Below are 25,118 nucleotides of genomic sequence, written 5' to 3' on the forward strand. Positions count from 1 at the left end.
CGTTTTATGTCGGACGATAAACGCGCACATTGGCATGCCCCTCGCTGAGCAGGTGGTGGGCATGCAAACGGCTCATGATGCCTTTGTCGCAATACAGCAGGTATTGGCGCGCGGCATCCAGCTCCTTGAAGCGGCTGTTCAGGGCATAGAACGGCAACGCTTGTACTTCGATACCGGGCAGCTCCAGCGGCTGCTCTTCGGCATTATCCGGGTGGCGGATGTCGATGATGACATGCCCGGCCAGGGCTTCGCTGACTTCTTCGACCTTGATGTCCTTGCCCAGCTCGTCGATGACTTTGTCGATCGGCAGCAAGGTGGCACGCGTCAAGGCGCGCTCGAAGACCGCCATGTCCACCTGGCGCTCTTCATGTTCGATGCGGTCTTTCTTCGCCCGCGTGGTCGGGTTCACCGAGATCACGCCGCAGTATTCCGGCATGTGTTTGGCAAATTCGGCTGTGCCAATCTGCGTGGCCGTGTCGATGATGTCCTGCTTGTGGCTGGCGATCAGCGGGCGCAGCACCAGCATGTCGGTAGCCGAATCGATCACCGAGAGATTCGGCAAGGTCTGGCTGGATACCTGGGAAATCGCCTCGCCCGTGACCAACGCATTGAGCTGCAGCTGCTCGGCCATGCGCGTGGCGGCGCGCAGCATCATGCGTTTCAAGATCACGCCCATCTGGCTGTTGTCGACCTTGCCGAGAATTTCACCCAGCACTTCCTCGAACGGCACGCTGATAAACAGCACACGCTGCGAGCTGCCGAACTTCTCCCACAAATAGTGCGCCACTTCCATCACGCCCAACTCGTGGGCACGGCCACCGAGGTTGAAGAAGCAGAAGTGGGTAACCAGACCGCGGCGCATCATCTGGTAGGCCGCCACGGTGGAATCGAAGCCACCGCTCATCAGCACCAGCGTTTGCTCCAGCGAGCCCAGCGGGTAACCGCCCAGACCTTCGTGCTGGTGATGAATGACGAACAGGCGTTGGTCGCGGATTTCCATGCGCACCACCACGTCCGGGTCTTTCAGCGAAATGCCGGCCGCGCCGCACTGTTGGCGCAACTGACTGCCGACATAACGCTCGATGTCCATGGAGCTGAAGGCATGCTTGCCAGCGCGCTTGCAGCGCACCGCAAAAATCTTGCCCGGTAACTGATCGGCAAAGTGCAGCTTGCACTTGGCCAACACGTCATCGAAGTCGCCCAGCGGGTATTCATCGACTTGCAGGAAGTGGGTGATGCCGGGGGTGCAGCTCAGCCGTTCGATCATCGCCTGCAGGGTTTTCGGTTCACTGATCTGGGTTTCGACTTCCAGGTTGTCCCACACACCGCTGACCTGCAGCTGTGGATCGAACTCACGCAAAACCGAACGAATATTCTTCGCCAGCTGCCGGATAAAGTGCTTACGCACCGGCCGACTTTTAATGGTGATTTCCGGGAAGACTTTAACGATCAGTTTCATGAAAACGCTGCGTGCCGAGACGGCCAAAAAACAGGGGCGCGGATTATAGCGGAAATTGCTCAAGCTTTGATCAAAAATCCTCACCCAATCAAAACGCGCACCATTAAAGTGCGCGCAATAAATATAGCGAACCATAACAGTGCAAATATTTATCGGGCAGCGCTATGCAGCCCCCGCCAGCCCTGAGTTTCAGGGCTTACACCCATTCCTGTGCACTGGCATGCAATTTGCTCCCTTGTGAGGCAGGATGCCCTGGCGGAGTATGCCGCCGGCCGTACCGTACTATTGAGGGCTCACGATTCGAGCCTTATCCACCTGGAGGACAGCATGTCGAAGTCGATTCAACTTATTAAAGAACACGACGTGAAGTGGGTTGACCTGCGCTTCACCGACACCAAGGGCAAACAGCACCACGTGACCATGCCGGCACGCGATGCGCTGGACGACGAGTTCTTCGAAGTCGGCAAAATGTTCGACGGTTCCTCCATCCACGGCTGGAAAGGCATCGAAGCTTCCGACATGATCCTGCTGCCGGTTGACGAAACCGCCGTACTGGATCCGTTCACCGAAGAGCCGACCCTGATCATCGTCTGCGACATCATCGAGCCGAGCACCATGCAAGGCTACGATCGTGACCCACGCTCGATCGCCAAGCGCGCGGAAGAATTCCTGAAAACCACCGGCATCGGTGACACCGTATTCGTTGGCCCAGAGCCTGAGTTCTTCATCTTCGACGAAGTGAAGTTCAAGTCCGACATCTCCGGCTCCATGTTCAAAATCTTCTCCGAACAAGGCTCCTGGAACACTGACGCCGACATCGAAGGCGGCAACAAAGGCCACCGCCCAGCCGTCAAAGGTGGCTACTTCCCAGTTCCGCCGTGCGACCACGACCACGAAATCCGTACTGCCATGTGTAATGCCATGGAAGAAATGGGCCTGGTCATCGAAGTTCACCACCACGAAGTGGCCACTGCCGGCCAGAACGAAATCGGTGTGAAGTTCAACACCCTGGTGGCCAAGGCTGACGAAGTTCAGACCCTGAAGTACTGCGTACACAACGTGGCTGATGCCTATGGCAAAACCGCGACCTTCATGCCGAAGCCACTGTACGGTGACAACGGTTCGGGCATGCACGTGCACATGTCCATCTCCAAAGATGGCAAGAACACCTTCTCCGGCGAAGGCTATGCCGGCCTGTCCGATACCGCCCTGTACTTCATCGGCGGCATCATCAAGCACGGTAAAGCCCTGAACGGCTTCACCAACCCGTCGACCAACTCCTACAAGCGTCTGGTCCCAGGTTTCGAAGCTCCAGTAATGCTGGCTTACTCGGCGCGCAACCGTTCGGCCTCGATCCGTATTCCGTACGTGTCCAGCCCGAAAGCCCGCCGTATCGAAGCACGCTTCCCGGACCCGGCTGCCAACCCGTACCTGGCCTTCGCTGCTCTGCTGATGGCCGGTATCGACGGTATCCAGAACAAGATCCACCCTGGCGATGCGGCCGACAAGAACCTGTACGACCTGCCACCCGAAGAAGGCAAGCTGATCCCACAAGTGTGCGGCAGCCTGAAGGAAGCCCTGGAAGAGCTGGACAAAGGCCGTGCGTTCCTGACCAAAGGCGGCGTGTTCTCCGACGACTTCATCGATGCCTACATCGAGCTGAAGTCCGAAGAAGAAATCAAAGTACGCACCTTCGTACACCCGCTGGAATACGACCTGTACTACAGCGTCTAATCCGGCACGCAACACAAGAGGCCACCTTCGGGTGGCCTTTTTGCGTTTGGCGCCGCGCACAAACCACCTTTCGCGCCGTAGTTTTCTGCGCTGGTACACGCTCAGCCATTTGCGTGCTTGCCAGAGCGCCTCACCAGTGCAAGGCTTAGGGCACATTACCCGGGAGAGTCAGGCATGCGCCCTCTACTTATCTGCCTGCTGCTGAACCTGGCCTTGCCGGCCAGTGCACAGATCTACAAATACACCGACGCCAACGGCAATACGGTCTTCACTGACCAACCGCCGGAAGGCCAGGCAACGCAGAATGTCGAACTGCCCAAAACCAACAGCGTAACCCTGGCGGTACCCCCCGCCCCAGCGCCCAGCACACCGAGCGACAGCGGTACCGCCGCAGTGCCCTATAGCACCCTGCAACTCACCGACCTGCCCAGTGAGGAAGCGCTGCGCGCCAACAACGGCACCTTCAGCGTCGGCGTAGCGATCGAGCCACGTCTGGCCAGCAACCATCTACTGCGTTTGCTGCTGGACGGCAAACCTCATGGCCAACTCAGCAATGCACCACGCCTGCAGGTGAACAATGCCGACCGCGGTGAACACAGCCTGGCGGTGGAGGTACTGAGTGCAGGCAAGCCAATCCAGCAGAGCGCCACGGTGACCTTCACCGTGCAGCGGGTGAATACCAGCAGCCCGGCCCTGCGACCACCACCGCCAAAACCCACACCAAAGCCAGCCACCTGACCTATGCGAACTCTGCTGTTATGCGGCCTGCTACTGCTCGCCCTGCCTACTCTGGCGCAGGTCTATACCTACATTGATGCCGACGGTAACCGGGTGTTTACCGACAAACCCAAGTCCGGCAATGCCGAGCGCGTCGAACTGGTGCCCAGCAACGCCATGCCCGCCCAACCGGCGTCGGCGGCACCGGTTATCGCGGCCCCGCCCGAACCGGCGCTGCGCTACAACCTGCTGCGCATTCTGGTACCCCAGCCGGATGCCACCATCCGGGATGCTGCCGGCAACCTGATCGTCAGCGTCAACAGCGAGCCCGACCTCCACCCGCAGCACAGCTACCGCCTGCTGCTGGACGGCGAACAGGTAGGCGAAGTGGGCAGCAGCCCGGTGTTTCCGCTGGAGAATATCGACCGCGGCACCCATCAACTGGCGGTCGAAATCATTGATGCGCAAGGCCGCATCATCGAACGTACGCCCAGTCAGCCCTTTCACATGCTGCGCATTTCCCTGGCGCAGAAACGCATGGTCACCCCCTGCAAGAAGGCCGACTATGGCGTGCGTCCTGAGTGTCCACTGAAGGACAAGCCGCCAGAGAAAAAAGACATCCCTTTCGTGCCCTTCCTCTGATAGCAATGCGACTCGCGACGAAACGGCAACAGACCCTGGTGCACCAACAAGGTGCATTCAGGCGTGCTGCGTTTCTATACTCTCCCTGTTTTGGGTCGCACCGCAGCGCCCAATTGCGCTGAATAGTCGCCAATTCGCCGCATTCCACAGTCAAACACGCTTCTTTTCAGGGCTTTGGTTTGCTTCTTGCATTTTCCAGCCACACTGCTGGAGCCCAAGGGTCTGCGACATTCCATATGATCATCAACGACGCACTGCATCGCCTGCTGCTGGACAACCTGACCACGGCCACCTTGCTGCTCAACGACAACCTGCGTCTTGAGTACATGAACCCGGCAGCGGAGATGCTCCTGGCTGTCAGTGGCCAGCGCAGTCACGGCCAATTCATCAGCGAACTGTTCACTGAATCCAGCGAAGCCCTCAGCGCGTTGCGTCTGGCGGTAGAGCACGCCCACCCGTTCAACAAACGTGAAGCGGTGCTGACCTCCGTCAGCGGGCAGACCCTGACCGTCGACTACGCGGTAACGCCGGTGCTCAATCGCGGCGAAACCCTGCTGCTGCTGGAAGTCCACCCGCGTGACCGGCTGCTGCGCATCACCAAGGAAGAAGCCCAGCTGTCGAAACAGGAAACCACCAAAATGCTGGTGCGCGGCCTGGCTCATGAGATTAAAAATCCGCTGGGGGGTATTCGTGGAGCAGCGCAGTTGTTGGCGCGTGAACTGCCCGAGGAGAGCCTCAAGGATTACACCAACGTGATCATTGAGGAGGCCGACCGCCTGCGTAACCTGGTGGACCGCATGCTCGGCTCGAACAAGCTGCCCTCCCTGGCGCTGACCAACGTGCATGAAGTGCTGGAGCGCGTCGGCAGCCTGGTGGAAGCGGAAAGCCAGGGCAGCATCATTTTGGTGCGCGATTACGACCCGAGCATTCCGGATGTCCTGATCGACCGTGAACAGATGATTCAGGCGGTGCTGAATATCGTGCGCAACGCCATGCAGGCACTGTCCGGACAAACCGATCTGCGCCTGGGCCGCATCACCCTGCGCACCCGCACCCTGCGCCAGTTCACCATTGGCCACACCCGGCATCGCCTGGTGACGAAAATCGAAATCATCGACAACGGCCCCGGCATACCGCCCGAGCTGCAAGAAACCATTTTCTACCCCATGGTCAGCGGGCGTGCCGACGGCACCGGCCTGGGCCTGGCCATCACCCAGAACATTATCAGTCAGCACCAAGGCCTGATCGAATGCGAGAGCCATCCGGGCCATACCGTGTTCTCGATCTTCCTGCCGCTGGAACAAGGAGCATCACCGTCATGAGTCGCAGTGAAACCGTCTGGATTGTCGATGACGACCGTTCCATCCGCTGGGTACTGGAAAAAGCCCTGCAACAAGAAGGCATGACCACGCAGAGCTTCGACAGCGCCGATGGTGTGCTCAACCGCCTGAGCCGGCAGCAACCGGATGTGATCATTTCCGATATCCGCATGCCTGGGGCCAGCGGCCTTGATCTGCTGGCACGCATCCGCGAGCTGTATCCGCGTTTGCCGGTGATCATCATGACCGCCCATTCCGACCTGGACAGCGCCGTGGCGTCTTACCAGGGTGGCGCGTTCGAATACCTGCCCAAGCCGTTTGATGTCGACGAAGCGGTGTCGCTGGTCAAACGCGCCAACCTGCACGCACAGGAACAGCAAAGCCTGGCCGCGCCGGTCGAGCAGCCGCGCACACCGGAAATCATCGGTGAAGCGCCGGCCATGCAGGAGGTGTTTCGCGCCATCGGTCGCCTCTCGCACTCCAACATCACCGTATTGATCAACGGCGAGTCCGGCACCGGCAAGGAGCTGGTCGCCCACGCCCTGCACCGCCACAGCCCGCGCGCGGCCTCCCCCTTTATTGCGCTGAACATGGCGGCGATTCCCAAAGATTTGATGGAATCCGAGCTGTTCGGGCACGAGAAGGGGGCGTTTACCGGCGCAGCCAACCAGCGGCGCGGGCGCTTCGAACAGGCCGACGGCGGCACACTGTTTCTTGATGAAATCGGCGACATGCCGGCCGATACCCAGACCCGCCTGCTGCGCGTGCTGGCTGACGGTGAGTTTTACCGCGTGGGTGGCCACACCCCGGTAAAGGTCGATGTGCGCATCATCGCCGCCACCCACCAGAACTTGGAAAGCCTGGTGCAGGCTGGCAAGTTCCGTGAGGACTTGTTCCACCGCCTCAACGTCATCCGCATCCACATCCCGCGCCTGTCGGATCGCCGCGAAGACATCCCGACGCTGGCCCGCCACTTCCTCAGCCGCGCCGCGCTGGAACTGGCCGTCGAACCCAAGCTGCTGAAAAGCGAAACCGAAGACTACCTCAAACACCTGCCGTGGCCGGGCAACGTGCGCCAGTTGGAGAACACCTGCCGCTGGATCACCGTCATGGCCTCCGGGCGTGAAGTGCATGTCGACGACCTGCCGCCCGAACTGCTCAGCCAACCGCAGGAAAGCGCCCCGGCCAGCAACTGGGAACAAGCCCTGCGCCAATGGGCCGATCAGGCCTTGGGCCGTGGCCAATCCAGCTTGCTCGACACCGCCGTACCGGCCTTCGAGCGGATCATGATCGAAACCGCGCTCAAACACACCGCCGGCCGCCGCCGCGACGCCGCCGTGCTGCTGGGCTGGGGCCGCAATACCTTGACGCGCAAGATCAAGGAACTGGGCATGAACGTTGAAAGTGCTGATGACGAGGACAGCGACGACTGATCCCTCGCACCTTAGCCGATCCAAGCAAGGCCGCCGCACAGGCGGCCTTGCTGTTTCAGCGATACAGTTCGCGGCGGTAGATCACCGGGGCCGAGCCCTTGTAGATCCCAAAACTGGCCAGGCCACGCGCAGCCGAACGGGTCGCCCCGTCCCAGGGGTACTGCAACCAGCTGGGCGCGGATGGAAAACTGACTTGCACCGAACCGTCGTTGCCGTTGCCGGGTGCACTCATTAACACCTGCCGTTGAGTTGGATCCAGCGGCCAAGCCAGGCTGGCCGTGGTTTCCCCAGAGGCCAGATGGCCACTGAATTGATCCAGCTGCGCCGCCCCCAGGCTGACAGCCGTGGTGCAGGTGTCCAACCCTTCAGGCCGAAAGCTGCCAGTGGCCACAGCCTGCCAACTCTCCAGCACCACCGGCAGACTCAGCCCCTGCAGTTCCGAGCCATGCGCGTTGCCCAGGCGCAAGCGGCCGAGACGCACCTGGCTACCGAGGTTGTTGTTTGCATCAATCGTGAAGTCGTAATTGAAATCCTGGCAGCCGCTGCCATGGCACACCGCCTGGCCCTGGTCATCCTCGCGCAAGCTGGCCGCGAGAAAAGTCTGGCGGATCCTGGCATCAAAGGGGTAGTCGTCACTGCTGGGCGTGATCGCGGGCGTATAGAGCAGTTGCTCACCCGTCCAGCGATAGGTGCGCAGCCCATCACCGTTGTCGGCCCCCAGCACCGCCAGGTTGGCAGTGCCCTGACGGGTCAGCCGCACATCCCGAGCGGCGATGCCGGTGATTGAGCTGTAAGTGCCGACTGCCGGTGCTGCCAGTTTCCAGAAAGCCCCGCGGTCATAGTTTGTGGTTACACCGCCATTGCGGTTCATGGCCGTGACCGTCAGTGTGGGCTGGCGGTCATTGGCGAACCCCATTGGCTGGCCCTGATAGCTGAAAGCGCTGCCACAACTGGGGGTCAGGCTGGCACTGCCCTGAGCGCTTAAAAAGGCCGGAATAAAACGACCCACCGGCTCGCTGCTACCGCCACTGACCGTTTCCCCATCCAGATAACTGCCTGTCGGCGGAGTAGCGGTGATGGTGAAGACACCGACCTCGGAAACCGAGTGGTTCGTAAGCGTTGCATTACCCAGGGCATGGTTATAGCGATCGGGGGTTACTGTGCCATTGCTGCCCCCGCTCGGGGCGACTACTGCGCTGCTCAGACCAATATTCGCGAGGCGGAAATTGGGGGTGGTGACATTGCCGTTGCACAGCTGTGTCGCCGTCAGCGCCTCGCCATCGGCCTGCCAGCCCACTGCACGAATGGTCAGAGGGAAATTGTCACCCGCACGGATGCCGCCGGGGAACACCGAACAGCTGGCGTCATTGCAACTGGTGCTCGGCGCGAGAAGGCTGGCGGTCTGCAGACACAGGCCATAAGGCTTGCTGATAAACAGATCGTCAGTCGCGGCATTGTCCAGCACCAGCCCGTCGTCGCCACTGCCGGCCCCGCCCTCATAGCGGGCACTCAGTTTCATCTCCCCTGCATCGTCGTAACGCACGGTCAGCGGCGCAGTGCCGGTGGCATCGAAGTCGAGCGCAAGGCTCACCGCCGTGGCACCGACATTGCTGCCGTTGACCACCACGGGCTGGGAGCCATTATTCGGATTGCTATAGGCCGAGGTGAAGCTGACGCTGCGCGTGACGTTGGCAAAGGCCGGCACGCATTGCAGCGCATTATCCGCCTTGCGCACCGCGCTGAGGGTGGCCGCTGTAGGTTTGGCCGCCAGCATGTTCGGCACCTGCAGCAGCAGACCGCTGTTGGCATAACTGATCTGGCAGCCGGCGGTTGAGCAGACGGTTTGGCTGTTGGGCCTGGTAACGGGCACTGAACTGAGATCATCGATGACCACTGTTCCCACCGTGGGCACGCGCAGCTGTGCCTGCGCCGAACCACCACTGAAAACGAGGGTTTTGCCGTTCTCGACCGTTGCCGGGGGCGTGGCGGTCCAGTAATTGTCCGGGCTTAGCGTGACCCTCACCGGCCCATTGAACAGGCTGCTGCAGCTGGCATCGGCACAGGCGCGAATGGCCACGGGCTGTGGATTGCAGGTCAGTGCATTGGGCGAGTAGCTGAACTCGAAATGATCGATCTGCTGGCCGATGGGATTGATCGTGGTGGCACAGACTTGCAGGTCGTCGAACTCATGAATATTGGTCGAGCCGCCGGTGGAGCCGGTTAACGACAGGTAGAAATCCTCAGGCAGGGCTGCCTGCTGATTAGCCGCTGCCAGCACATTGACCGCATTCAGATTGGGCAGCACCACGAAACCACTGCCGGTGTCGCGCTCCACGGTCACCCGCGCTTCATTGCTGAAGCGGCCATCCACAGTAATGCGGTAGGTGTGTCCGGGAGCCGCCGCGCTACTCGCGGGGCTATCGACCTCAGGATTGAGGTTGGCGGGAGTGCCTGCGATGTAACGGTAACCGCTGGTTCCTCCGGCATTACCCGAACCCCGTATAGCCACCGAATCAGGGCGTTGCTGCTGTGGGTTGTCACCGCCTTCGACTGAAAAATTGCCGTACTCGTCGAGGCCCACACCCAGCCAGCCACCGGCAAACCCGGGGTTGGCGGCATCTCCACGCGTGCCATAGCCCAACGGCCCGCCAAACGCACCCGGTTGCGGCGTCACCGTGGCATCCGAAAGCACTACGGCCACGCCATCGGCACCCGAGCCGTTGTAGGCGTAATACTTGAACTGCACCTGGATAAAGTTACCGGCGGCGGGGAACAGCCGCTGCAAGGTAGAAGCGGTGGAGACGTTGACCTGATTACTGGTCAGGCGCATACGCGCGGCCGTCACGGTCGGAGTGAAGGACGTTGCACCGCGGCTTGCCACTGCCCAGTCATTGCCCAGGCTGCCATCGTCAAAATTGTCACTGAAGCACTGCAAGCTCACCGCACAGGCGTGACGCTCGGCCACCAGCGCACTGATCTGCGCCTCAGTCAGCGCACTCGCAAAGATACGCACCTCATCCAGCTCGCCATTGAAGTAACGGCTACCTTGCCCCTGATCAGCCCCCAGCTGCAGCGGATCATTGTTGGCCTGCGGTGTACCACTGAAGCTGGCCTGCCCCGCCAGGCTGCCATTGATGTAGATACGCTGATCGCCCGGTGCATAGCGGATCAGTACATGGCTCCACTGCCCAACCGGCACTGCCGTGCTGCTGTTGAACTGGTTGGTGGCGTTGCCGGTGGTCTGCCACCACCAGTTGATGGTGCCATTGGGGTTGAGATGAAACTCGTAGTTCTCATCCTTGGACAAAATGCTCATCAACCCCGAGGACGGCAGGGTACGCGGTTTGACCCAAGCGCCAATGGTGAAGCTGCCCTGCAAATCCAGCAGGTTGTTATCTGCGCGCTGAACATACTGACTGGCGGCGCTGCTGAACGTGCCGTAGCCGCACGTGCCCTGCGCATTGACCTGTGGCAGAGCCGGCGAAGTATTGGCGGTAGTGGCCGCATTGATGACGGTGCCGTGCAGTGCGTTACCGCTGTTATCGAGCACCTCACCGGAAGCGCCCGTCCAGCTGGCTTCATCCAGCCGCCAACTGAGCAAGGCGGAGTTGCTGATCGGCAAGGGGCGCAATAACAGGCTGTGTGCAATCCAGTTACGCGCGCTATCACTACTGGTTGCCACCCGTGTGCCAGTGCTGCCGGGGGCCGGCCGCTGTTCGTAACTGCCCAACAAGGTAACGCCAGTACTTTGAGTGCTGCTGCGCGCATACGCCGTATTCATGCTTCCTGTAGCGGTCAGGGTGCCCTGGCCTCGGTCGAAGGCATACACCGCGACCAGCAGGCTATTGACATCGACCACAGTCTGAGCCGGTGCGGTCGGATTTCCACTGGTATTACTGGCAGACACTGCCGCCCCTGGCGCCTGACTACTGTCAACGCCCCGGTAAACCGCAATACCGCCACCGGCCCGTCGATTACCGCTCCAGGTCCAAGTGACCGTACCGGTCTCACTGGCGGTGGCAAAGCGATAGAAGAGGCCCTGCACCAGGCCATTGCTGGTGGTTTGCAACGCGGTCCAACCGCTGGGCGTCGTGAATGTGGCCGAACCATTGGTCACCACCTGAGCCAGCAGCAAATCGCCGCTTTGCACACCCGCAGGCACGCTCAATACCAGGCTGGTGGTATTGGCGGTGGGCGTTGCACTGCTCGCAGACACGAAACTGATTTGAGCAACTGCGGGGGCACTGGCCACACACGCAAACACCCACAGCAGGCGAACAAGCCAGGTTCGGATGCACATGTTAACGCTCCACAACAGCCGTCAAACGACGGTAGGCATAATCGGCGCTGCCCGTGGCGCCGTACTCGGCCGTGGCGGTCAGCTGATAGAACTGCACCATGCGATTTTCCTCGGCCACGCTCAGCGGTGTGGTCGCCACACAGCTGACACTCACGGCAAACCCCGACACGCTGAAACTGTCGGTGCAAGCCTGACCGCCCAAGGCCTGTTTAATGCCCCACTCAAGGCCGGCCTGCGCCGCCTGATAAGCACGCGCCTGCTGAATGGCCAACGTATTGGTGGCATTCTGACTGACGGCCAGGCGCGCCATGGTGGCGATCACAGCGGCCATGATGATGATCACGAACATGGCTGCCACCAGGCCGAAACCGCGCTGCCGCGAGTCAGGGCGCATTGTCGACATGCACCTGTTGCATCAGCATGATTTCCTCCCCCTGGCGCTTCACACCCAACCGCAAGGTCAGCAACGCACCACGGGTATTGGTGCCCGGCTCATAGGTAAACGTGCAGCGCGACACGCTGTCCACCAGCAACGAACTGTTGCCCGCACCATAGGTATAACTGCTGGCCAGGCTGGTAAAGCTGGCCCGCCGGATGACCCCGGTGCCATGCCCGGTGGTCGCATCCGTACCCGGATTATCACAGTGATAACCCAGTACTTCCCGGGCCAGATAAAAGCGCCGTTGCGGCGAGGCGAATTTAAAGCGAAAGCCTGAAGCCGCGGCACCGCTGAGGGTCATCACCCCCGCATTGAAGGCGAACCCGACACCATTGGGCGTCACCACGGCTGGGGTGGCAGCATCGCTGCTGTTGAACGGCGGCCAGACCGAATCCCCCGTGGTGTCCATACCGATGTTGTACAGCACCATCCAGCGCGCATCGGCGACACGCGCCGGCGTCATGCCGGGGCTCAGCACGTCGATCACACAGGCCTGCGGTGATGGCGGGCAGCGCGGCGGATCATGCCGCACCACTCCACCGGCCAGGTTGGCGCGGTAACGCCCGGCTTCGTGAATCGCCAGCAATTCAACCGTCTGCGCATTCGGCGTGCGCAGGGTATTCGGTACGGCCAGGCGGACGTCGCGGGCCATGCGGTTGAGCGCACCAGACGCCAGGTCCACCAGCTCGGCCCGCCGGCTTTGATCGACAAAGCCTTGCAGAGGGTTGGACAGCACGCTGCTGATCAGCACCGCCACCAGCGCCGATAGAGCGATCACCATGATCAGCTCCACCAGAGTGAAGCCACGCTCACCACGCCCACTAGATGCAAGCGCACCTGAGGGCGGGATAGCCAATGCCTGGTTGCACATCAGTAGGCCGCCCTGTAACCGTCGAGCGCCAACGACTGACCGGCGGGGTCACGCACCGTCACGGTAATCCGCAAGGCATCAACACCGTTCAGTTGCGCGGACACCACCGCAACGCCTACCTGATAAGCCTCAAGGCCGGCCAACGGCGTAACCGATCCCGCGCTGCGCGGTGCAAATGGCTGATTGGCGTAGAACAACCCGTTGTAATCACACAGGTCATCGAAGCTGCCTCGCCCAGCGCCGTCATGGCTCGCGGCACAGGGCGTGGTGGCTGGGAAAGCCTGCAGGGTGATTTCTTCCAGATAGGCCTCGGCAATCGCCAGGCTCTGCTGGCGCAGCATGGGGTCCGCCGAACGCCCGGTGATCGCCGCCATGGCCGAAAACATGGCCGCCGCCGCGATACCCAACACCACAATGGTGATGACCAGCTCAACCAGGGTCATGCCGCGCTGCGCAGGTTTGTACTCAAGACGGGCAACCCGCAGCATGCTCACGGCGTGGTCTCAATAAAACCGGTGACAGGATGGACGCTCAGCACAAAGGCGCCATTGGCCATCTTGGCAGTGCTGTCCGGACCAGCAGCGCCCCCCAGGGAATTGAACGTAACATCCAACGCGACACTGAGGTCCACGTTGTCAGGCTTGCTGGCGGCATAGCTACCGCCAGCCGGGTTGGCCACCGCACTGCCCTCCGCCTGTGCACCACAGGCCGCCGCGTAAGTCAGCGCATAGCCGGCATTGCTGATCTGCGCCTTGATCGGGCAGCCACTGGCCACCGCCAGCTTCTGCCCGTAGCGCACTGCCGCCAGGCTTTCTTCAAAAAACAGGCGCTCATCGAACACCTGCCGGTCAAAGAAACGCGGCCCTACCACGGCGGCGAGAATGCCGATGATCACCATGACCATCAGCAACTCGACCAGGGTAAAGCCACGCACAGGGTTTAGCAGCCTGTGGTAGTGGTAGTACGGACGATAGTCGGAGCCGTAATCACTGCCGGCGTACCCGATGATGTGGCTGCTGTATAAACCACCTGACAGTTAGCTGGCGTAGCTGCACCTTTAGCCTGCACAGTTGCTGTGGTGGCCGTGGTAGTAACGACGAAATCGCCCGTATTGGTGTTATCAGTAGCACTGTTACCCGTGATATTTGCCGCCACTATGATGCCTGCAGGACTGGCATAGCCGTTGGTAATTGCAACAGAAGCCCCCTCCAGAGTAACAGTCGCCGGATTCGTACCAGCCGCCAGAAATGCCGAACGCGTGATCGCGCTGGCCGACTTCATCGCGCCCTCAACACCCTGAATGGTTGCGCGGCGAGCATCGGCACCGAAATCCGCAAACCGCGGCAACGCAAACGCCGCCAGAATGCCCAGGATCACAATCACCATAATCAGCTCGATCAGGGTAAAACCGCTTTGTTGCTTCTTCATCAGATAGGTCCTCTAACAGCAATTGATCAACGTACGTAAGTCGTGACGACAGTGCCCGTTGCAGAGTCGTAGACGATCCGGTCACCCGTGGTGGCACTCACTGGCGGGTCGAGTTGATAGGTGTAAGTACAGGTTGTACCGGCAGTTGTGGCCACGTAGTCCACCGGGGCAGTCGGTGTCGAGGCCGTGCCAACAGTCGGAGCAGATCCCTGCAGAATAGCGTTCCACAGCTGCACGCAGTTGAGCGCACCAGCGGTTCCGATTGGCCAGCCGCTGGCGTTCACATCCACCAGGCCGTCACCGTATCCGGTTACATCCGTGTCCGGTGTCGTATCCGAGCCGTTGGAGCGGTTCACTTCCCACTGCGAACGCACCAGCAGAACAGCTGAAGCCAATGCCCCGCCGGCACCTTTGACGGCACCCTCATGAGCATCCTTGGAGACGTTGATAAAACGCGGCAGCGCCACAGCGGCAAGAATGCCGAGTATGACGATGACGACAACCAATTCGATCAGGGTAAAGCCTTTGCTGTTCTTCATTGTTTCCTCTCAGTCACTTCAATACCCCGCTGCAGACAACTCCGTCGCGGGTACTGCCTCAAGCTCCAGGGTAAAAGATGCTTGTAATGATTGTGACGCAGCTGGCAGCCCATCAGAAACAACCAACAACCGCCACGCACGCACTTCACCCCGTGTTCTTGTCCACCCGTCGGTAAAGCTGGCTTGGTAAAGAACCCAAGCGTGGTCTGGTAACCAATACCAGCAACCGCCCTGAGGCGCAGCCCCTACCGTCAATTCACCGCAATAGTTGTCCTGCTGCCAACGCAACAGGGCAAACGGATTTTTCTTGCGCCAGCTGCTGTCCAGAGTACGCCCCCGTGCATGATGCTCGGCACTCAGGCTGGCGAGACTGGACGCCAGGTGCTCGCGGGTGGCCTCTCTGGCACGCTGCTCAGTGACCTGCGCAATCTTCCAGGCCAGCGCCAGCAGCACGGCCACCAGCAGTACACCGCTGATAGTCCAAACAAGCCGCCGCGCCAGGCGCACGTGCTCTTCCAATTGGTACTCGCCCTTCAACGGCCACCCTTGGCCGCCGAAGCCAGTTCCCACATGGGTAAAAACACCCCCAGCGCCAGCACCAGCACCATGATGCCCATGGCCACAATCAGAATCGGTTCAATGGCATCGGCCAGTTGCTTGAGGTCGTAATCGACTTCCTGTTCGTAAAAATCCGCCACCTCGACAAACAGGTCGTCCAGCGCGCCGGTTTCTTCGCCCACGGCCATCATTTGCAGCACCAGCGGGGTGAACAGGCCGCTGGCAGACGCGGTGCGGGTCAAGGCTTCACCACGTTCAATGCCTTCACGCATGGCCAGAATCGCCTGGCCGATGTAGCGGTTGCCCACGCTGGCACTGTTGATCGACAGGGTCTGCAGCAGGGGCACGCCGGCGCGGTACATCATCGCGAAGGTGCGGGTGAAGCGCGCCAGGGCGATGCGCTCGAAGATGCCGCCGACAATCGGCAGGCGCAGTTTGATCTGGTCCCATCTCAGGGCACCGGCATCGGTCTCGATCCATTTGAAAAAGCCAAACAGACTGCCGCCGAACAGCAGGGCCAATAGCCACCAGAAATCCTGAAAGAACTGCGAGGTGCCGATCAGGATTTGTGTGGCCCAGGGCAGGTCCGCCTTGAACTGGGCAAACACCTTGGCGAAGGCCGGAATCACGAACAGGTTGATTACGACCAGCGCTACCGCCATGGCCGACAGCACGAACAGCGGGTAACGCGTGGCCTGTTTGATGCGCTTGCGGGTTTCGCGCTCCAGTTCCAGGTACACCGACAGCTGGCGGAAGGCCTGATCGAGCTGGCCGGTGTTTTCCCCGACGCTGATCATGCTGACAAACAAGGTGTTGAACACCTTGGGATGGGCGTTAAGTGCCACAGCCATGCCCTGACCGCCTTCCAGATCGCTGCGCACCGCCTGCAGCACTTCGCGCAGGTAAAGGTTGCGGCTGGATTCGGCCAGGCCACCAATCGCGCGGATGATCGGCACGCCGGCCTTGCTCAGGCTGTACATCTGCCGGCAGAAGATAATCAGCTCTTCCAGATCGACATGTTTGCGCCGCAGGCTTTCCTTGAGCTGAGCGAACACGTCGTTGTCGCTCGCCTGGGCCTGCTCTTCGATGGTCAGTGGGGTGATGCGTTCGGCCAGCAGTTCGCTGGCCAGACTATCTGCCGACCCCGCCTCGCGGCTGCCGATAATCTTGCCGCCCTGGGCATCACGACCGGTAAAGCGATACAGGCTCACCGCTCATTCTCCTGGCACCCTATGCTCGCCATCAGGCCACCCCTTCATCAGTCAGAGTGGCGCAGACTTTCAGCACTTCATCCACGCTGGTCACACCGGCCAGGGCGTAATCCAGCGCACAGGCGGCCAACGGTCGGTAATGGACGCTGGCCTGGGCCGCTTCGGCAAAGCCTTGTGGGTCGTTGCGGCGCAGCGCGGCAATCATGCCGTCGTCCATTTCCAGCAGTTCGTAAACACCAATACGCCCGGCATAGCCGGTGTTGTTGCACTGGTGGCAACCGGCGCCACGCTTGAACGTACGCCCGGTCAGCGGCGCACGGTGCAGGTTTTCCAGCCACAGCAGCTGGCGCGGCTCGGGCGTGTCGTCCTCCATGCAGTTCTCGCAGACGCGACGGATCAGGCGCTGGGCCAGCACCGCATTCAGCGAGGTGGCGACCAGAAACGGCTCGGCGCCCATGTCGATCAGGCGCATGGCCGAGGTCAGGGCATCGTTGGTGTGCAGGGTCGAGAGCACCAGGTGACCGGTCAATGCGGCTCGCAGGCCGATCTCGGCGGTTTCCTGGTCACGCATCTCACCGATCAGCACGATGTCCGGGTCCTGACGCAACGCGGCGCGCAGCACGCGGGCAAAGCTCAGCTCGATCTTGGCATTGACCTGCACCTGATTGATGCGTGGCAGCCGGTATTCCACCGGGTCTTCCACGGTGATGATCTTTTTCTCCGGGCTGTTCAGCTCGGATAACCCGGCATACAGCGTGGTGGTCTTACCGGAGCCGGTGGGCCCGGTGACCAGCACCAGGCCAAACGGGCGTTGCAGCAGGCGACGGAAGCGCACCAGCATGTCCGGCGGCATGCCGCTGGCTTCCAGGGTGGACACCCCGCCCGTTTGATCGAGCAAACGCATGACCACCGACTCACCGTACTGCACCGGCATGGTCGAGACCCGCACATCGATGTTGTGGCCCTTGACCCGGATATTGAAACGGCCGTCCTGGGGCAAGCGCTTTTCGGAAATATCCAGCCCGGACATGATCTTCAGGCGCATCACCAGGGCCGAAGCCACGCGCGCCTCCTTCATCACCTGCTCACTGAGCACGCCGTCGATGCGCTGACGAATGCGCACCACACCTTCGTCGGGCTCGATGTGGATGTCGGACGCCTTCATCTGCACGGCATCTTCAAACAGGGTTTGCAGCAAACGCACCACCGGCGCTTCGGTGTTGCTGTCGGCACCCAGCTTGGACAGGTCGAAATCGCTGTCCTTGAGTTCGCCTTCGAGCTCACCGGCAATCGAGGCAATTTCGCTGGTGCGTCGATACACCGTGTCCAGGGTCGCCAGCAGCTCGGCCTCACGGACCACCGCCGGGCGCACGCGGACCTTGAGGATGCGGTCCATCTCGTCCAGGGCGAACAGATCGAGCGGGTCGGACATGCCTACCAGCAGGCCATCGCCCTCGCGTGACAGCACCAGCGCGCGGAAACGCCGGGCCATGGCCTCTGGCAGGCGCTGCACCAATTCTTGATCGAACTTGAAGTGTTTGAGGTCGATAAACGGGATCTTCATCTGCTCGGACAAGGCGGTGAGCAAACGCACCTCATCCACAAAGCCCATGTCGACCACCGTACGCCCCAACTTGGCACCGGTACGTTTCTGATCCTGCAGGGCCAGTTGCAGCTGCGCATCGCTGAGCAAGCCGGCCTGAATCAGCAGGTCGCCGAGACGCACCTTGCGTTGGCGAAGATCATCCTGACTCATCAAAGGCCTCCCAGCGCCTTGGCGCGTTCTGCGGCGAAGCGCCGCGCGCTCTCATCCAGCCCCGCCCCTTGCAGGGCCAGGCGATAGTGACGGCCAGCATCGGCCGGTTGCTCACGTTGTTCCAAGGCAATGGCCAGGCCCAGCTGCCACGTTGACTGGCCGGGGCGCAGCGCAACCAGGCGCTGATAGAGTTCGGCACTGTGCTGCCATTGCCCGGTCTGCTGGTAGCTGGCCGCCAGCAAGGCAAAGTAAGTGGGCTCCTGCTCCAGGCGCGGTGGATTCTGCTCAAGGGTCGCGACGGCACCACGGGTATCGCCGGCCTGCAGTTGCGCACGCGCCAGCAACAGGCGCAGCTCGCTGTCATCCGACACCTGCGCCAACTGCCCAGGAAGCCAGTCGAGCAGACGCTGCTGATCGCCAGCAGCCAGATAGGCACGGGCCAGCCAGCGCAGCACTTGCGGATCATGGCTGCGGGTTTTCTGCAGGGCTTCCAGCAGGCTGATGGCGCGGGTGTTGTCGCCATCCTGCAAAGCTTGCCGCGCCAGGGTCAGGTCGTCAGGCTGATGCGCGGCAATTTTCACCTGCGGCGTCACAGCAGGGGCAACGGGCTGAGCGGCCGGTGGCGCTGCAGCGGCCGGCACAGAAGCCGGCAACGGTGCACTGACCCAAGCCGGCATGGGCGCTTCGACTTGCGCTGGCGCGGCTTCGGCAGGGGGCAGGTTGTCCAGCGCCAGGGGGGTATCGTCCACAGCGACAGGCGTATTCAACGGCACCTCCACCCAAAGCATCCAGCGATCACCGGCTGCCTCCAGGCGGTCACGCACGTCCAGGCTGTCGCCCAGGCCGACCAGCAGCACCTGCACATCCGCACCGCTGTTTTCCACCCGCCAGGACAGGCTGCGGCCCTCGCGTTGCAGGCTGCCCTGCTGCGGCTCGCCGACCAGCTGGGTGTCTTGCAGGCGCAGGCTGATCGCCCCGCTTTCCTCGCTGCGCTGGTAGGCGACACCGCGCTCAAGCAAAAGCTGCAGAACCAAACCACGGGCATCGTGCTGCGGCAGCACGGCGAGAATCTGTACGGCCGGCGTAGCCGCCACCGAGGTACTCGGCGCGTCATCGACAAGCCCGTCAGTAGGGGCTTTGAACAGACGCAGAAGACCCAGAGCGACCAGCAGGCCCAGGACGCTCAACAGCACCACAGCAACCACCCCGCGACGCACCTGCAGCAACCGGCCACGGCGGGCTGCAGCGCGCTCATCCACGGCGTACAAACCATCCAGGCGCAGCCGCTCATTGGGCGCGGCACGACGCGCCTCCAGATCACGCAGCATGTCATTGACCAGGCTCATGGCAGCCACTCCCGCCATTGTTCCAGCCAAGGCCAGACGCCCAGCAGCACGACCGACAGCACACCAGCGGCCATGCCCCAGCCCAGCCAGGGAGAACGACGCTGCAGGAAAGGTTGCGCCCCTTCTGTATCCAGCTGTGCGCGTTTGACATGGCTGACCCGCACCCGCCGCACCCCCTCACCGAACGCCACCATCAGCGCCTTGTGCGCAAGGATATTGAGCAGCCGTGGGATGCCTCCGCTGCCGCGCACCAGGCGCCGCACGGCAGCGCTATCGAACAGCGGCTCACCACGGTAGCCAGCCACCGCCAGACGCTCGGTCAGGTAACGGCTGGCATCTTTCACATCCAATGCACGCAGTTGGTAGGAAAAGGTGATGCGCTGACGCAGCTGACGGAACTCCGCACGCGCCAGGGTCGCATCCAGCTCGGGTTGGCCGAACAACACCACCTGCAGCAATTTGTCCTGCTCGGTTTCCAGGTTGGTCAGCAGGCGCAGGGCTTCCAGGGTGGCCGTGGGCAATGCCTGGGCCTCATCAATCAGCAGCACCGTGCTTTTGCCTGCGGCGGCCAGCTCAATCAGCCGTCGGTGCAACGCATCGAGCACCGCCTGGCTATCCAGCTCTGCAGCACCGTCAATGCCCAGTTCACGCGCCAACGCCTGGCGCAAGCCCGTCGGGCTCATGCCCGGATTGGGCAGATAGGCCAGCTGAAAACGCTCAGCGTCCAGCTCATTGAGCAGGGTGCGACACAGCAGGGTTTTGCCGGTGCCCACCTCGCCGGTGATCTTGATAAAGCCTTCACCTTCACCGAGTGCCACGCGCAGCAGGTTGAGGCAGGCCTGGTAGGGCGCCAGCTGCACCAGAAAACCAGTGTTCGGGGTCAGCGCGAAGGGTTTTTCGTGCAGACCAAAGAAGGCTTCATACATCGGCCTATCTCAGCTCTTTGAAGGTTTGCGCACTCTTGCGCAGTTCATTCAACCAGACCTCATCGCTGACCACCTGCGGCCGCATGAGAATCACCAGCTCGCTCTGCTGCAGCGCCTTGCGCTGTTGCTTGAACAGGTTGCCGACAATCGGCAGGGTGCTGGCCCAGGGGATGCTGGCATCAGTGTTCTCGCTGTTGTTCTGCAACAGGCCGCCAATCACCACCACCTGGCCACTGCGGGCACGCACGATGGAGTCAGACTGGCGCGTGGTGGACAGCGCCAGCGGCAGGTTGAAGACATTGTCTTCGCCCAAGGTGATGGTCTTGTTCTGGTCACGCACACGGCTGACGGTCGGGCGCACATGCAGGGTAACGGTGTCGTTCTGGTCGATCTGCGGCGTGACGTCGAGGGAGATGCCGGAGAAGAACGGCGTCAGAGTGATGTCCTGGGTCGGCTCGGTGACGCCGCCCACAGTGGCCGTGGAGCCGGTGGACGAGACATTGGTAACAAAGAACTCGTCAGTGCCCACCTTGATCACCGCTTTCTGATTGTTCAACGTGGAAATACGCGGACTAGAGAGCACGCGCACTTCACCCTGAGTTTCCAGCAGTTCGATCAGACCGGTGAAGTCGCCGAGGGTCAGGGCAATGCCAAATACCCCGTCGACCCCGGTCGGGCCACTCAGCGCGGCACCGCCCAGGCTACTGCTGACATCACCACCGAGCTGATCCCAGCTGATCCCGGCCTGGAAGCCATCGGAGAGCTGCACTTCGAGGATCTTGGTTTCCAGAATCACCTGACGCTGCAAGTTGAGCTGAGCCTGCTCAAGAAAGCGCGCGACGTTTTCCTGGGCGGCGCTGTGCGCGCGCACCACCAGCAGGCTGGCCTGCGGGTTGATCATCACGCTGCTGTTGCTGTCGCCCGCGACAATCATTTCCACCACCTGGCGCACTTCATTCCAGAAGTCGACATTGCTGGAGGTGCTGACCTGGCTGGCATTCAGGGTGGTGACAGTGTTGCTGTTGCCGCTGTTGTTGGCACTGTTGCTAACGCCGCTGCCCGCGTTGTTGTTGCTGGTGCTTTCCACCTGCCCGGAGCTGACCCGTGTATCGGTCTGGCCGATGCGCTGCAGGTTGAGGTAGTTGATGTCGTAACTGCGGGTAATTACCTGGTTGGGCAGAATCTGGTAGCCATAGCTGGTGCGGCGGTAGTCATAACCATAGCTGTCGCGCACTGCAGCCAGCACTTCATCGAGGGTAACTCGACGCAGGCTGAAGGTGATGGTGCCGCTCACGTCCGGGTGCACCACCAGGTTCTGCCCGGCGCCGTCCATCAGACTGAGGAAGAACTCGCGCGCCTGCATGTCCTTGGCCGCCACATCAAAGCGCGGGCCGCTGCTGAAGCCGCTGCCCAGCGGCGGGATCAGCGCCGCCTGTACGGCCAGCGGCGGCATGACCTTGGGCGTGGCCTGGGTCTGTTTGAGGCTGTCATCCAGCAGTTTGCTGCTCTGCTCATAGAGTTGCGCATCGCCATCCTTGAAGGTCTGGCAGGCCACAAGCAGGCAGCTCAGGCTCAACAGGCTGACACTGGGCAAAAATCTGATCATGGGCATCATCGGCTCGGTTGCATAACGGGTTCAGCCAGGCGCAGCAGCTGTTGCTGGCCCTGACGTTCAATCAATACGGACTGCGCATGGATGGCCAGCACCCGGACATCGGCATGGCGTTCACCAACCCGCAGGTTCTGTCCATCAATCACTGCACGGCTGCCTTGGGCGCCCCGCACGATGGCTTGCAGTATCAGCGGACTGTTGCCACTGGCCGTAGCGGCAGGCAACAGGTCGCGCGGCGGCTGGGTCGGATCGACGCCAGGGTCAGCCAGTGCGGCCGCGCTGATCAGCAGGCAGAGAAGCAGAAATCTAGACACCGACCCACCCCGCATGTCGACTCAAGGTGTAGAGCTTCAGGCGGATACTGGCCTTGCTCGGCCCCGCCTCGCCAACCTGATAATCCAGAGTGTCCCAGTTCAGCTGCCAGCCGCTGGCCTGCACCGCCTGCAGGTAGTTGAGCAAATCGAAGTAGCCGCCCTCCAGGTGCAGTTCCAGACCATGCCGATAGAGCGTTACCGCTGGCTCGGGCGACGCTTTATCAGCCGCTGCCGGCGTTGCTGCTGGCTCGGCGGGTGCCAGCTGCACCGGCTCGGTGAAACTGCTCATACCCAGTACACGCAGCTGCGGTTGCTTGCGCAGTAATTCCTGCAATACCGCCTGCATTTTCTGTGGCGTCACCAGCTCGGCGGTGTGCTGGTCAATCTGCTGGATCAGCGCCTCTCGGCTGGCAGACGCCGCCAAAAGTGCGCTGCGGTATGCCAGGTTGGGGTCCGCCGCAATACGCTGCTGCAACGCTTGCAGCTCGCTGGTAGCAGCAATACGCCGCGTCTGCGCCTGTTGTTCGCTGCTCTGTTGCTGCTGGAGGCGCCGGCCAAGCGGGTCGCCGATCAACAGCAGATACAGCATGCCGAGCAGACTCAGGCCTACGCCGTAGGCCAGCCAACGCTCACGCGTGGCCATGCCATGCCAGCGCTGCAACCACTTATTCATTGCCGGCCTCCTGGTCCTTCAACTGGGACGAGAGGTCAAAGTGCAGCAATTGATCATCACCACGCTGCACATCAAAACGGGCAAATTCGCGCCCCTTGAACACCGCACTCTGCCCCAGCCGTTGCAGGTATTGAGGGAGTAACTCCTGATCCTGACTGCGGCCCTGCAGGCGCATATGCCGGCCGCCCTGATGCAGGCTGATGCCACTGAGCCACAACCCACTTTGCGGGTGTTGTTCCGTCAGCGCCGTCAGCGGGGCGACAAAACCGGCACTGCGCTGAACACCCAGCACCTGCAGATAGGCGATCAGGCGCTGTAACTCACGGTTGTCATGCTCGCGGGCAGCCAGCTCTTCGGGCAGCCGCGTATCCAGCTGTGGCTCAACAAAGTTTCCGCGCACAGCCTCCAGCTGGGCCTCTTCCTCTTGCGCTTGCGCGTGCAGCACCGCCAGACGCTGCGCACCTTCATGCAGTTGCCAACCCGTCCAGGCCGCATGCCCGAGGCACGCCACCAGCAGAACACCCAGCCCCAACAGCATCTGGGCGCGCCGCGGCCCGCTCTTCTGCCGGCGCTCGATTTGAAACAGATTGAGGTTCTGCATCAACCGGCCTCCTGCCGCAGGGCTGCACCCACAGCACCCATGCAATAGGCCTGTTCCTGCTCGGACAGCTCAGCGCTGGCCTGACCCGGAAACAGCGCTCGCAAATCCAGCGTCTGCAGCTTGACCGCAAGGCCGCTGGACAGTGCCTGCAGGGCTGCTGCGCCATTGCGCTTCATCGGCAACAGCAACAGCCGGTTGATGTAGCCCTTGCCGAGCTGACTTTCGTAATAATCCAGAGAGCGCTGGATCTCCAGGGTCATCGCCGAGAAATCCTGATCGGCCTGCTCCAGGCCCTGCTCGATGCGCCGTGCCATGTACAGGTCTGCGCCGTGCTGCACGGCGATCAGTCCTTCGCTGGAGCGCAAACGCAATAGCGCCAGACTCATGCCCTCGCTACCGGCCAGCAGGCCGAGGTTGCGGAACGCCATCTCGGTGACATCGATACTGCCCAGGCGCAATCCTGCGCCCTTGCACATCTCACCCAAGGCAAGCATCCGCGCCTTGTTCAGGACAGCACAGTAGGCCATACGTGAACGGCCACGGTAGGCATCTTCAGGCAGGTTGAAGGCATCAACGACGACATTCTCGAGGGGTTCGGCAATCAGCTCCTTGACCCGCCAGCGCATGGCATCACGCAACTCGGCAGCAGGTACATCTGGCCTGTCGAGCAACAGCATCTGGTAGGTGGCAGGGTGCAGTAACAGATTGACCGGCATACCGGCAAAGCCCAGCTCCTGAACCAGGCGCTTGAGCAACGCGGGCTGCTCGACGCTACTGGCCTCATGAAACTGGCACTCCAGCAGCTGCGGGGGCTGCCCTGCTTCACGCAGTACGCGCGCCAGGGCAATACCTTCCGGGCTGGTTTCAATCCCCAGTAAACCAGTGGCGATCTTTGTTCTTTTATTTGCAAACCACGCCAACTGCACAGTCCCCCAGCTATTTCAATGCAGGCCATGCAGCCTGCGGCACACTGTAGATTAGCCACTCAGGAACACCCCTGAGCCTGATCAACGTTTCAGACGCTAATGCTGAACGCATGCGCTCGCTGCGGATGAGTTGAGTCACCCGACAATAACAGCTGCAACACTCACCCCTGTCAGACGGCGCCAGGATGGCACAGGCCTTGTGAGCCTTCTTATTTAATAAACGACACCAAAAGGCCATTCGTCACTAACGGACTGTATAACACAAACCACCCAGGCGTTATCCGGCATACGCGCAGCCTGCATGGCGCACCCGG

At 61.4% G+C, this 25,118-nt stretch carries 23 protein-coding genes; 5 read left to right on the forward strand and 18 right to left on the reverse strand.

The genetic code is table 11. From position 1 onward, the window contains the following. Positions 1-4: 4 nt before the first annotated feature. Positions 5-1,459: a tRNA uracil 4-sulfurtransferase ThiI gene (thiI, locus tag DBR00_RS18270; protein WP_108489341.1), complete on the reverse strand. Its 1,455-nt coding sequence runs from the start codon at positions 1,457-1,459 to the stop codon at positions 5-7. 327 nt (positions 1,460-1,786) lie between these two features. Between thiI and glnA the strand changes: the two genes are divergently transcribed. The 5 genes from glnA (at position 1,787) to ntrC (ending at position 7,304) form a co-directional block, all read left to right on the forward strand. Next, a complete protein-coding gene (glnA, locus tag DBR00_RS18275; protein ID WP_108489275.1) occupies positions 1,787-3,193 on the forward strand; it encodes a glutamate--ammonia ligase in 1,407 nt (468 codons plus the stop codon). 174 nt (positions 3,194-3,367) lie between these two features. Then, positions 3,368-3,931 (forward strand): DUF4124 domain-containing protein, encoded by a 564-nt coding sequence (locus tag DBR00_RS18280; protein ID WP_108489276.1) that lies wholly within the window; start codon positions 3,368-3,370, stop codon positions 3,929-3,931. A gap of 3 nt (positions 3,932-3,934) precedes the next feature. Then, on the forward strand, positions 3,935-4,552 hold the full coding sequence (locus tag DBR00_RS18285; RefSeq protein WP_108489277.1) for a DUF4124 domain-containing protein: 618 nt from the start codon (positions 3,935-3,937) through the stop codon (positions 4,550-4,552). A 239-nt stretch (positions 4,553-4,791) separates the two neighbouring features. Further along, positions 4,792-5,874, forward strand: coding sequence for a nitrogen regulation protein NR(II) (gene glnL, locus DBR00_RS18290; RefSeq protein WP_177480039.1), 1,083 nt, complete (start codon positions 4,792-4,794; stop codon positions 5,872-5,874). Beyond that, on the forward strand, positions 5,871-7,304 hold the full coding sequence (gene ntrC, locus DBR00_RS18295; protein WP_108489279.1) for a nitrogen regulation protein NR(I): 1,434 nt from the start codon (positions 5,871-5,873) through the stop codon (positions 7,302-7,304). The genes glnL and ntrC overlap by 4 nt, the downstream gene beginning before the upstream one ends. A 55-nt stretch (positions 7,305-7,359) precedes the next feature. Here ntrC and DBR00_RS18300 read toward each other — a convergent pair whose 3' ends face one another. The 17 genes from DBR00_RS18300 to DBR00_RS18380 are packed head-to-tail and all read right to left on the reverse strand — an operon-like array spanning position 7,360 to position 24,798. Further along, entirely contained in the window at positions 7,360-11,604 is a 4,245-nt protein-coding gene (locus DBR00_RS18300) for a DUF6701 domain-containing protein (RefSeq protein WP_108489280.1), read from the reverse strand. Position 11,605: 1 nt separating this feature from the next. Continuing rightward, complete coding sequence (locus DBR00_RS18305; protein ID WP_108489281.1) at positions 11,606-12,007, reverse strand: pilus assembly protein MshP; 402 nt, start codon at positions 12,005-12,007, stop codon at positions 11,606-11,608. Further along, entirely contained in the window at positions 11,988-12,914 is a 927-nt protein-coding gene (locus DBR00_RS18310) for a type II secretion system protein (RefSeq protein ID WP_108489282.1), read from the reverse strand. Before DBR00_RS18310 ends, DBR00_RS18305 begins: the two co-directional genes overlap by 20 nt. Continuing rightward, complete coding sequence (locus tag DBR00_RS18315; RefSeq protein ID WP_256583100.1) at positions 12,914-13,402, reverse strand: prepilin-type N-terminal cleavage/methylation domain-containing protein; 489 nt, start codon at positions 13,400-13,402, stop codon at positions 12,914-12,916. Before DBR00_RS18315 ends, DBR00_RS18310 begins: the two co-directional genes overlap by 1 nt. 2 nt (positions 13,403-13,404) lie before the next feature. Continuing rightward, positions 13,405-13,848 carry a prepilin-type N-terminal cleavage/methylation domain-containing protein gene (locus tag DBR00_RS18320; protein ID WP_256583073.1) on the reverse strand — a complete coding sequence of 148 codons (444 nt, stop codon included), beginning with the start codon at positions 13,846-13,848 and terminating at the stop codon, positions 13,405-13,407. A 5-nt stretch (positions 13,849-13,853) separates the two neighbouring features. Beyond that, positions 13,854-14,342, reverse strand: coding sequence for a type II secretion system protein (locus DBR00_RS21300; RefSeq protein ID WP_108489283.1), 489 nt, complete (start codon positions 14,340-14,342; stop codon positions 13,854-13,856). A 26-nt stretch (positions 14,343-14,368) separates the two neighbouring features. After that, the gene (locus DBR00_RS21305; RefSeq protein WP_108489284.1) at positions 14,369-14,881 is read right to left on the reverse strand and encodes a type II secretion system protein; all 513 of its coding nucleotides are present in this window, start codon (positions 14,879-14,881) and stop codon (positions 14,369-14,371) included. A gap of 18 nt (positions 14,882-14,899) precedes the next feature. Further along, positions 14,900-15,400: a hypothetical protein gene (locus DBR00_RS18335; protein WP_218276641.1), complete on the reverse strand. Its 501-nt coding sequence runs from the start codon at positions 15,398-15,400 to the stop codon at positions 14,900-14,902. A gap of 14 nt (positions 15,401-15,414) precedes the next feature. Further along, on the reverse strand, positions 15,415-16,650 hold the full coding sequence (locus DBR00_RS18340; RefSeq protein WP_108489286.1) for a type II secretion system F family protein: 1,236 nt from the start codon (positions 16,648-16,650) through the stop codon (positions 15,415-15,417). A gap of 31 nt (positions 16,651-16,681) precedes the next feature. Continuing rightward, positions 16,682-18,406: a GspE/PulE family protein gene (locus DBR00_RS18345; RefSeq protein WP_108489287.1), complete on the reverse strand. Its 1,725-nt coding sequence runs from the start codon at positions 18,404-18,406 to the stop codon at positions 16,682-16,684. Next, positions 18,406-19,752: a lipopolysaccharide assembly protein LapB gene (locus DBR00_RS18350; protein WP_108489288.1), complete on the reverse strand. Its 1,347-nt coding sequence runs from the start codon at positions 19,750-19,752 to the stop codon at positions 18,406-18,408. Before DBR00_RS18350 ends, DBR00_RS18345 begins: the two co-directional genes overlap by 1 nt. Further along, the gene (locus tag DBR00_RS18355) at positions 19,749-20,678 is read right to left on the reverse strand and encodes an ExeA family protein (RefSeq protein WP_108489289.1); all 930 of its coding nucleotides are present in this window, start codon (positions 20,676-20,678) and stop codon (positions 19,749-19,751) included. The genes DBR00_RS18350 and DBR00_RS18355 overlap by 4 nt, the downstream gene beginning before the upstream one ends. A gap of 4 nt (positions 20,679-20,682) precedes the next feature. Beyond that, positions 20,683-22,284 (reverse strand): pilus (MSHA type) biogenesis protein MshL, encoded by a 1,602-nt coding sequence (locus DBR00_RS18360; protein ID WP_256583074.1) that lies wholly within the window; start codon positions 22,282-22,284, stop codon positions 20,683-20,685. A gap of 5 nt (positions 22,285-22,289) precedes the next feature. Continuing rightward, positions 22,290-22,604 carry a Type II secretory pathway component gene (locus tag DBR00_RS18365; protein ID WP_256583075.1) on the reverse strand — a complete coding sequence of 105 codons (315 nt, stop codon included), beginning with the start codon at positions 22,602-22,604 and terminating at the stop codon, positions 22,290-22,292. Then, on the reverse strand, positions 22,597-23,277 hold the full coding sequence (locus DBR00_RS18370) for a type II secretion system protein GspM (protein WP_108489291.1): 681 nt from the start codon (positions 23,275-23,277) through the stop codon (positions 22,597-22,599). The genes DBR00_RS18365 and DBR00_RS18370 overlap by 8 nt, the downstream gene beginning before the upstream one ends. Then, positions 23,270-23,878 (reverse strand): PilN domain-containing protein, encoded by a 609-nt coding sequence (locus DBR00_RS18375; RefSeq protein ID WP_108489292.1) that lies wholly within the window; start codon positions 23,876-23,878, stop codon positions 23,270-23,272. The genes DBR00_RS18370 and DBR00_RS18375 overlap by 8 nt, the downstream gene beginning before the upstream one ends. After that, positions 23,878-24,798, reverse strand: a complete 921-nt coding sequence (locus DBR00_RS18380) for an MSHA biogenesis protein MshI (RefSeq protein WP_108489345.1) — start codon at positions 24,796-24,798, stop codon at positions 23,878-23,880. Before DBR00_RS18380 ends, DBR00_RS18375 begins: the two co-directional genes overlap by 1 nt. Positions 24,799-25,118: the final 320 nt, after the last annotated feature.

The sequence above is a fragment of the Pseudomonas sp. HMWF032 genome (assembly GCF_003060885.1).
In the GTDB taxonomy this organism is placed as follows: domain Bacteria; phylum Pseudomonadota; class Gammaproteobacteria; order Pseudomonadales; family Pseudomonadaceae; genus Aquipseudomonas.

Excerpts from the sequence above, each read along its gene's own strand:
- thiI (WP_108489341.1), bottom strand. The coding sequence starts at position 1,459 with ATGAAACTGATCGTTAAAGTCTTCCCGGAAATCACCATTAAAAGTCGG.
- glnA (WP_108489275.1), top strand. The coding sequence starts at position 1,787 with ATGTCGAAGTCGATTCAACTTATTAAAGAACACGACGTGAAGTGGGTT.
- DBR00_RS18280 (WP_108489276.1), top strand. The coding sequence starts at position 3,368 with ATGCGCCCTCTACTTATCTGCCTGCTGCTGAACCTGGCCTTGCCGGCC.
- DBR00_RS18285 (WP_108489277.1), top strand. The coding sequence starts at position 3,935 with ATGCGAACTCTGCTGTTATGCGGCCTGCTACTGCTCGCCCTGCCTACT.
- ntrC (WP_108489279.1), top strand. The coding sequence starts at position 5,871 with ATGAGTCGCAGTGAAACCGTCTGGATTGTCGATGACGACCGTTCCATC.
- DBR00_RS18300 (WP_108489280.1), bottom strand. The coding sequence starts at position 11,604 with ATGTGCATCCGAACCTGGCTTGTTCGCCTGCTGTGGGTGTTTGCGTGT.
- DBR00_RS18305 (WP_108489281.1), bottom strand. The coding sequence starts at position 12,007 with ATGTCGACAATGCGCCCTGACTCGCGGCAGCGCGGTTTCGGCCTGGTG.
- DBR00_RS18310 (WP_108489282.1), bottom strand. The coding sequence starts at position 12,914 with ATGTGCAACCAGGCATTGGCTATCCCGCCCTCAGGTGCGCTTGCATCT.
- DBR00_RS18315 (WP_256583100.1), bottom strand. The coding sequence starts at position 13,402 with ATGCTGCGGGTTGCCCGTCTTGAGTACAAACCTGCGCAGCGCGGCATG.
- DBR00_RS21300 (WP_108489283.1), bottom strand. The coding sequence starts at position 14,342 with ATGAAGAAGCAACAAAGCGGTTTTACCCTGATCGAGCTGATTATGGTG.
- DBR00_RS21305 (WP_108489284.1), bottom strand. The coding sequence starts at position 14,881 with ATGAAGAACAGCAAAGGCTTTACCCTGATCGAATTGGTTGTCGTCATC.
- DBR00_RS18345 (WP_108489287.1), bottom strand. The coding sequence starts at position 18,406 with ATGAGTCAGGATGATCTTCGCCAACGCAAGGTGCGTCTCGGCGACCTG.
- DBR00_RS18350 (WP_108489288.1), bottom strand. The coding sequence starts at position 19,752 with ATGAGCCTGGTCAATGACATGCTGCGTGATCTGGAGGCGCGTCGTGCC.
- DBR00_RS18355 (WP_108489289.1), bottom strand. The coding sequence starts at position 20,678 with ATGTATGAAGCCTTCTTTGGTCTGCACGAAAAACCCTTCGCGCTGACC.
- DBR00_RS18360 (WP_256583074.1), bottom strand. The coding sequence starts at position 22,284 with ATGATCAGATTTTTGCCCAGTGTCAGCCTGTTGAGCCTGAGCTGCCTG.
- DBR00_RS18370 (WP_108489291.1), bottom strand. The coding sequence starts at position 23,277 with ATGAATAAGTGGTTGCAGCGCTGGCATGGCATGGCCACGCGTGAGCGT.
- DBR00_RS18375 (WP_108489292.1), bottom strand. The coding sequence starts at position 23,878 with ATGCAGAACCTCAATCTGTTTCAAATCGAGCGCCGGCAGAAGAGCGGG.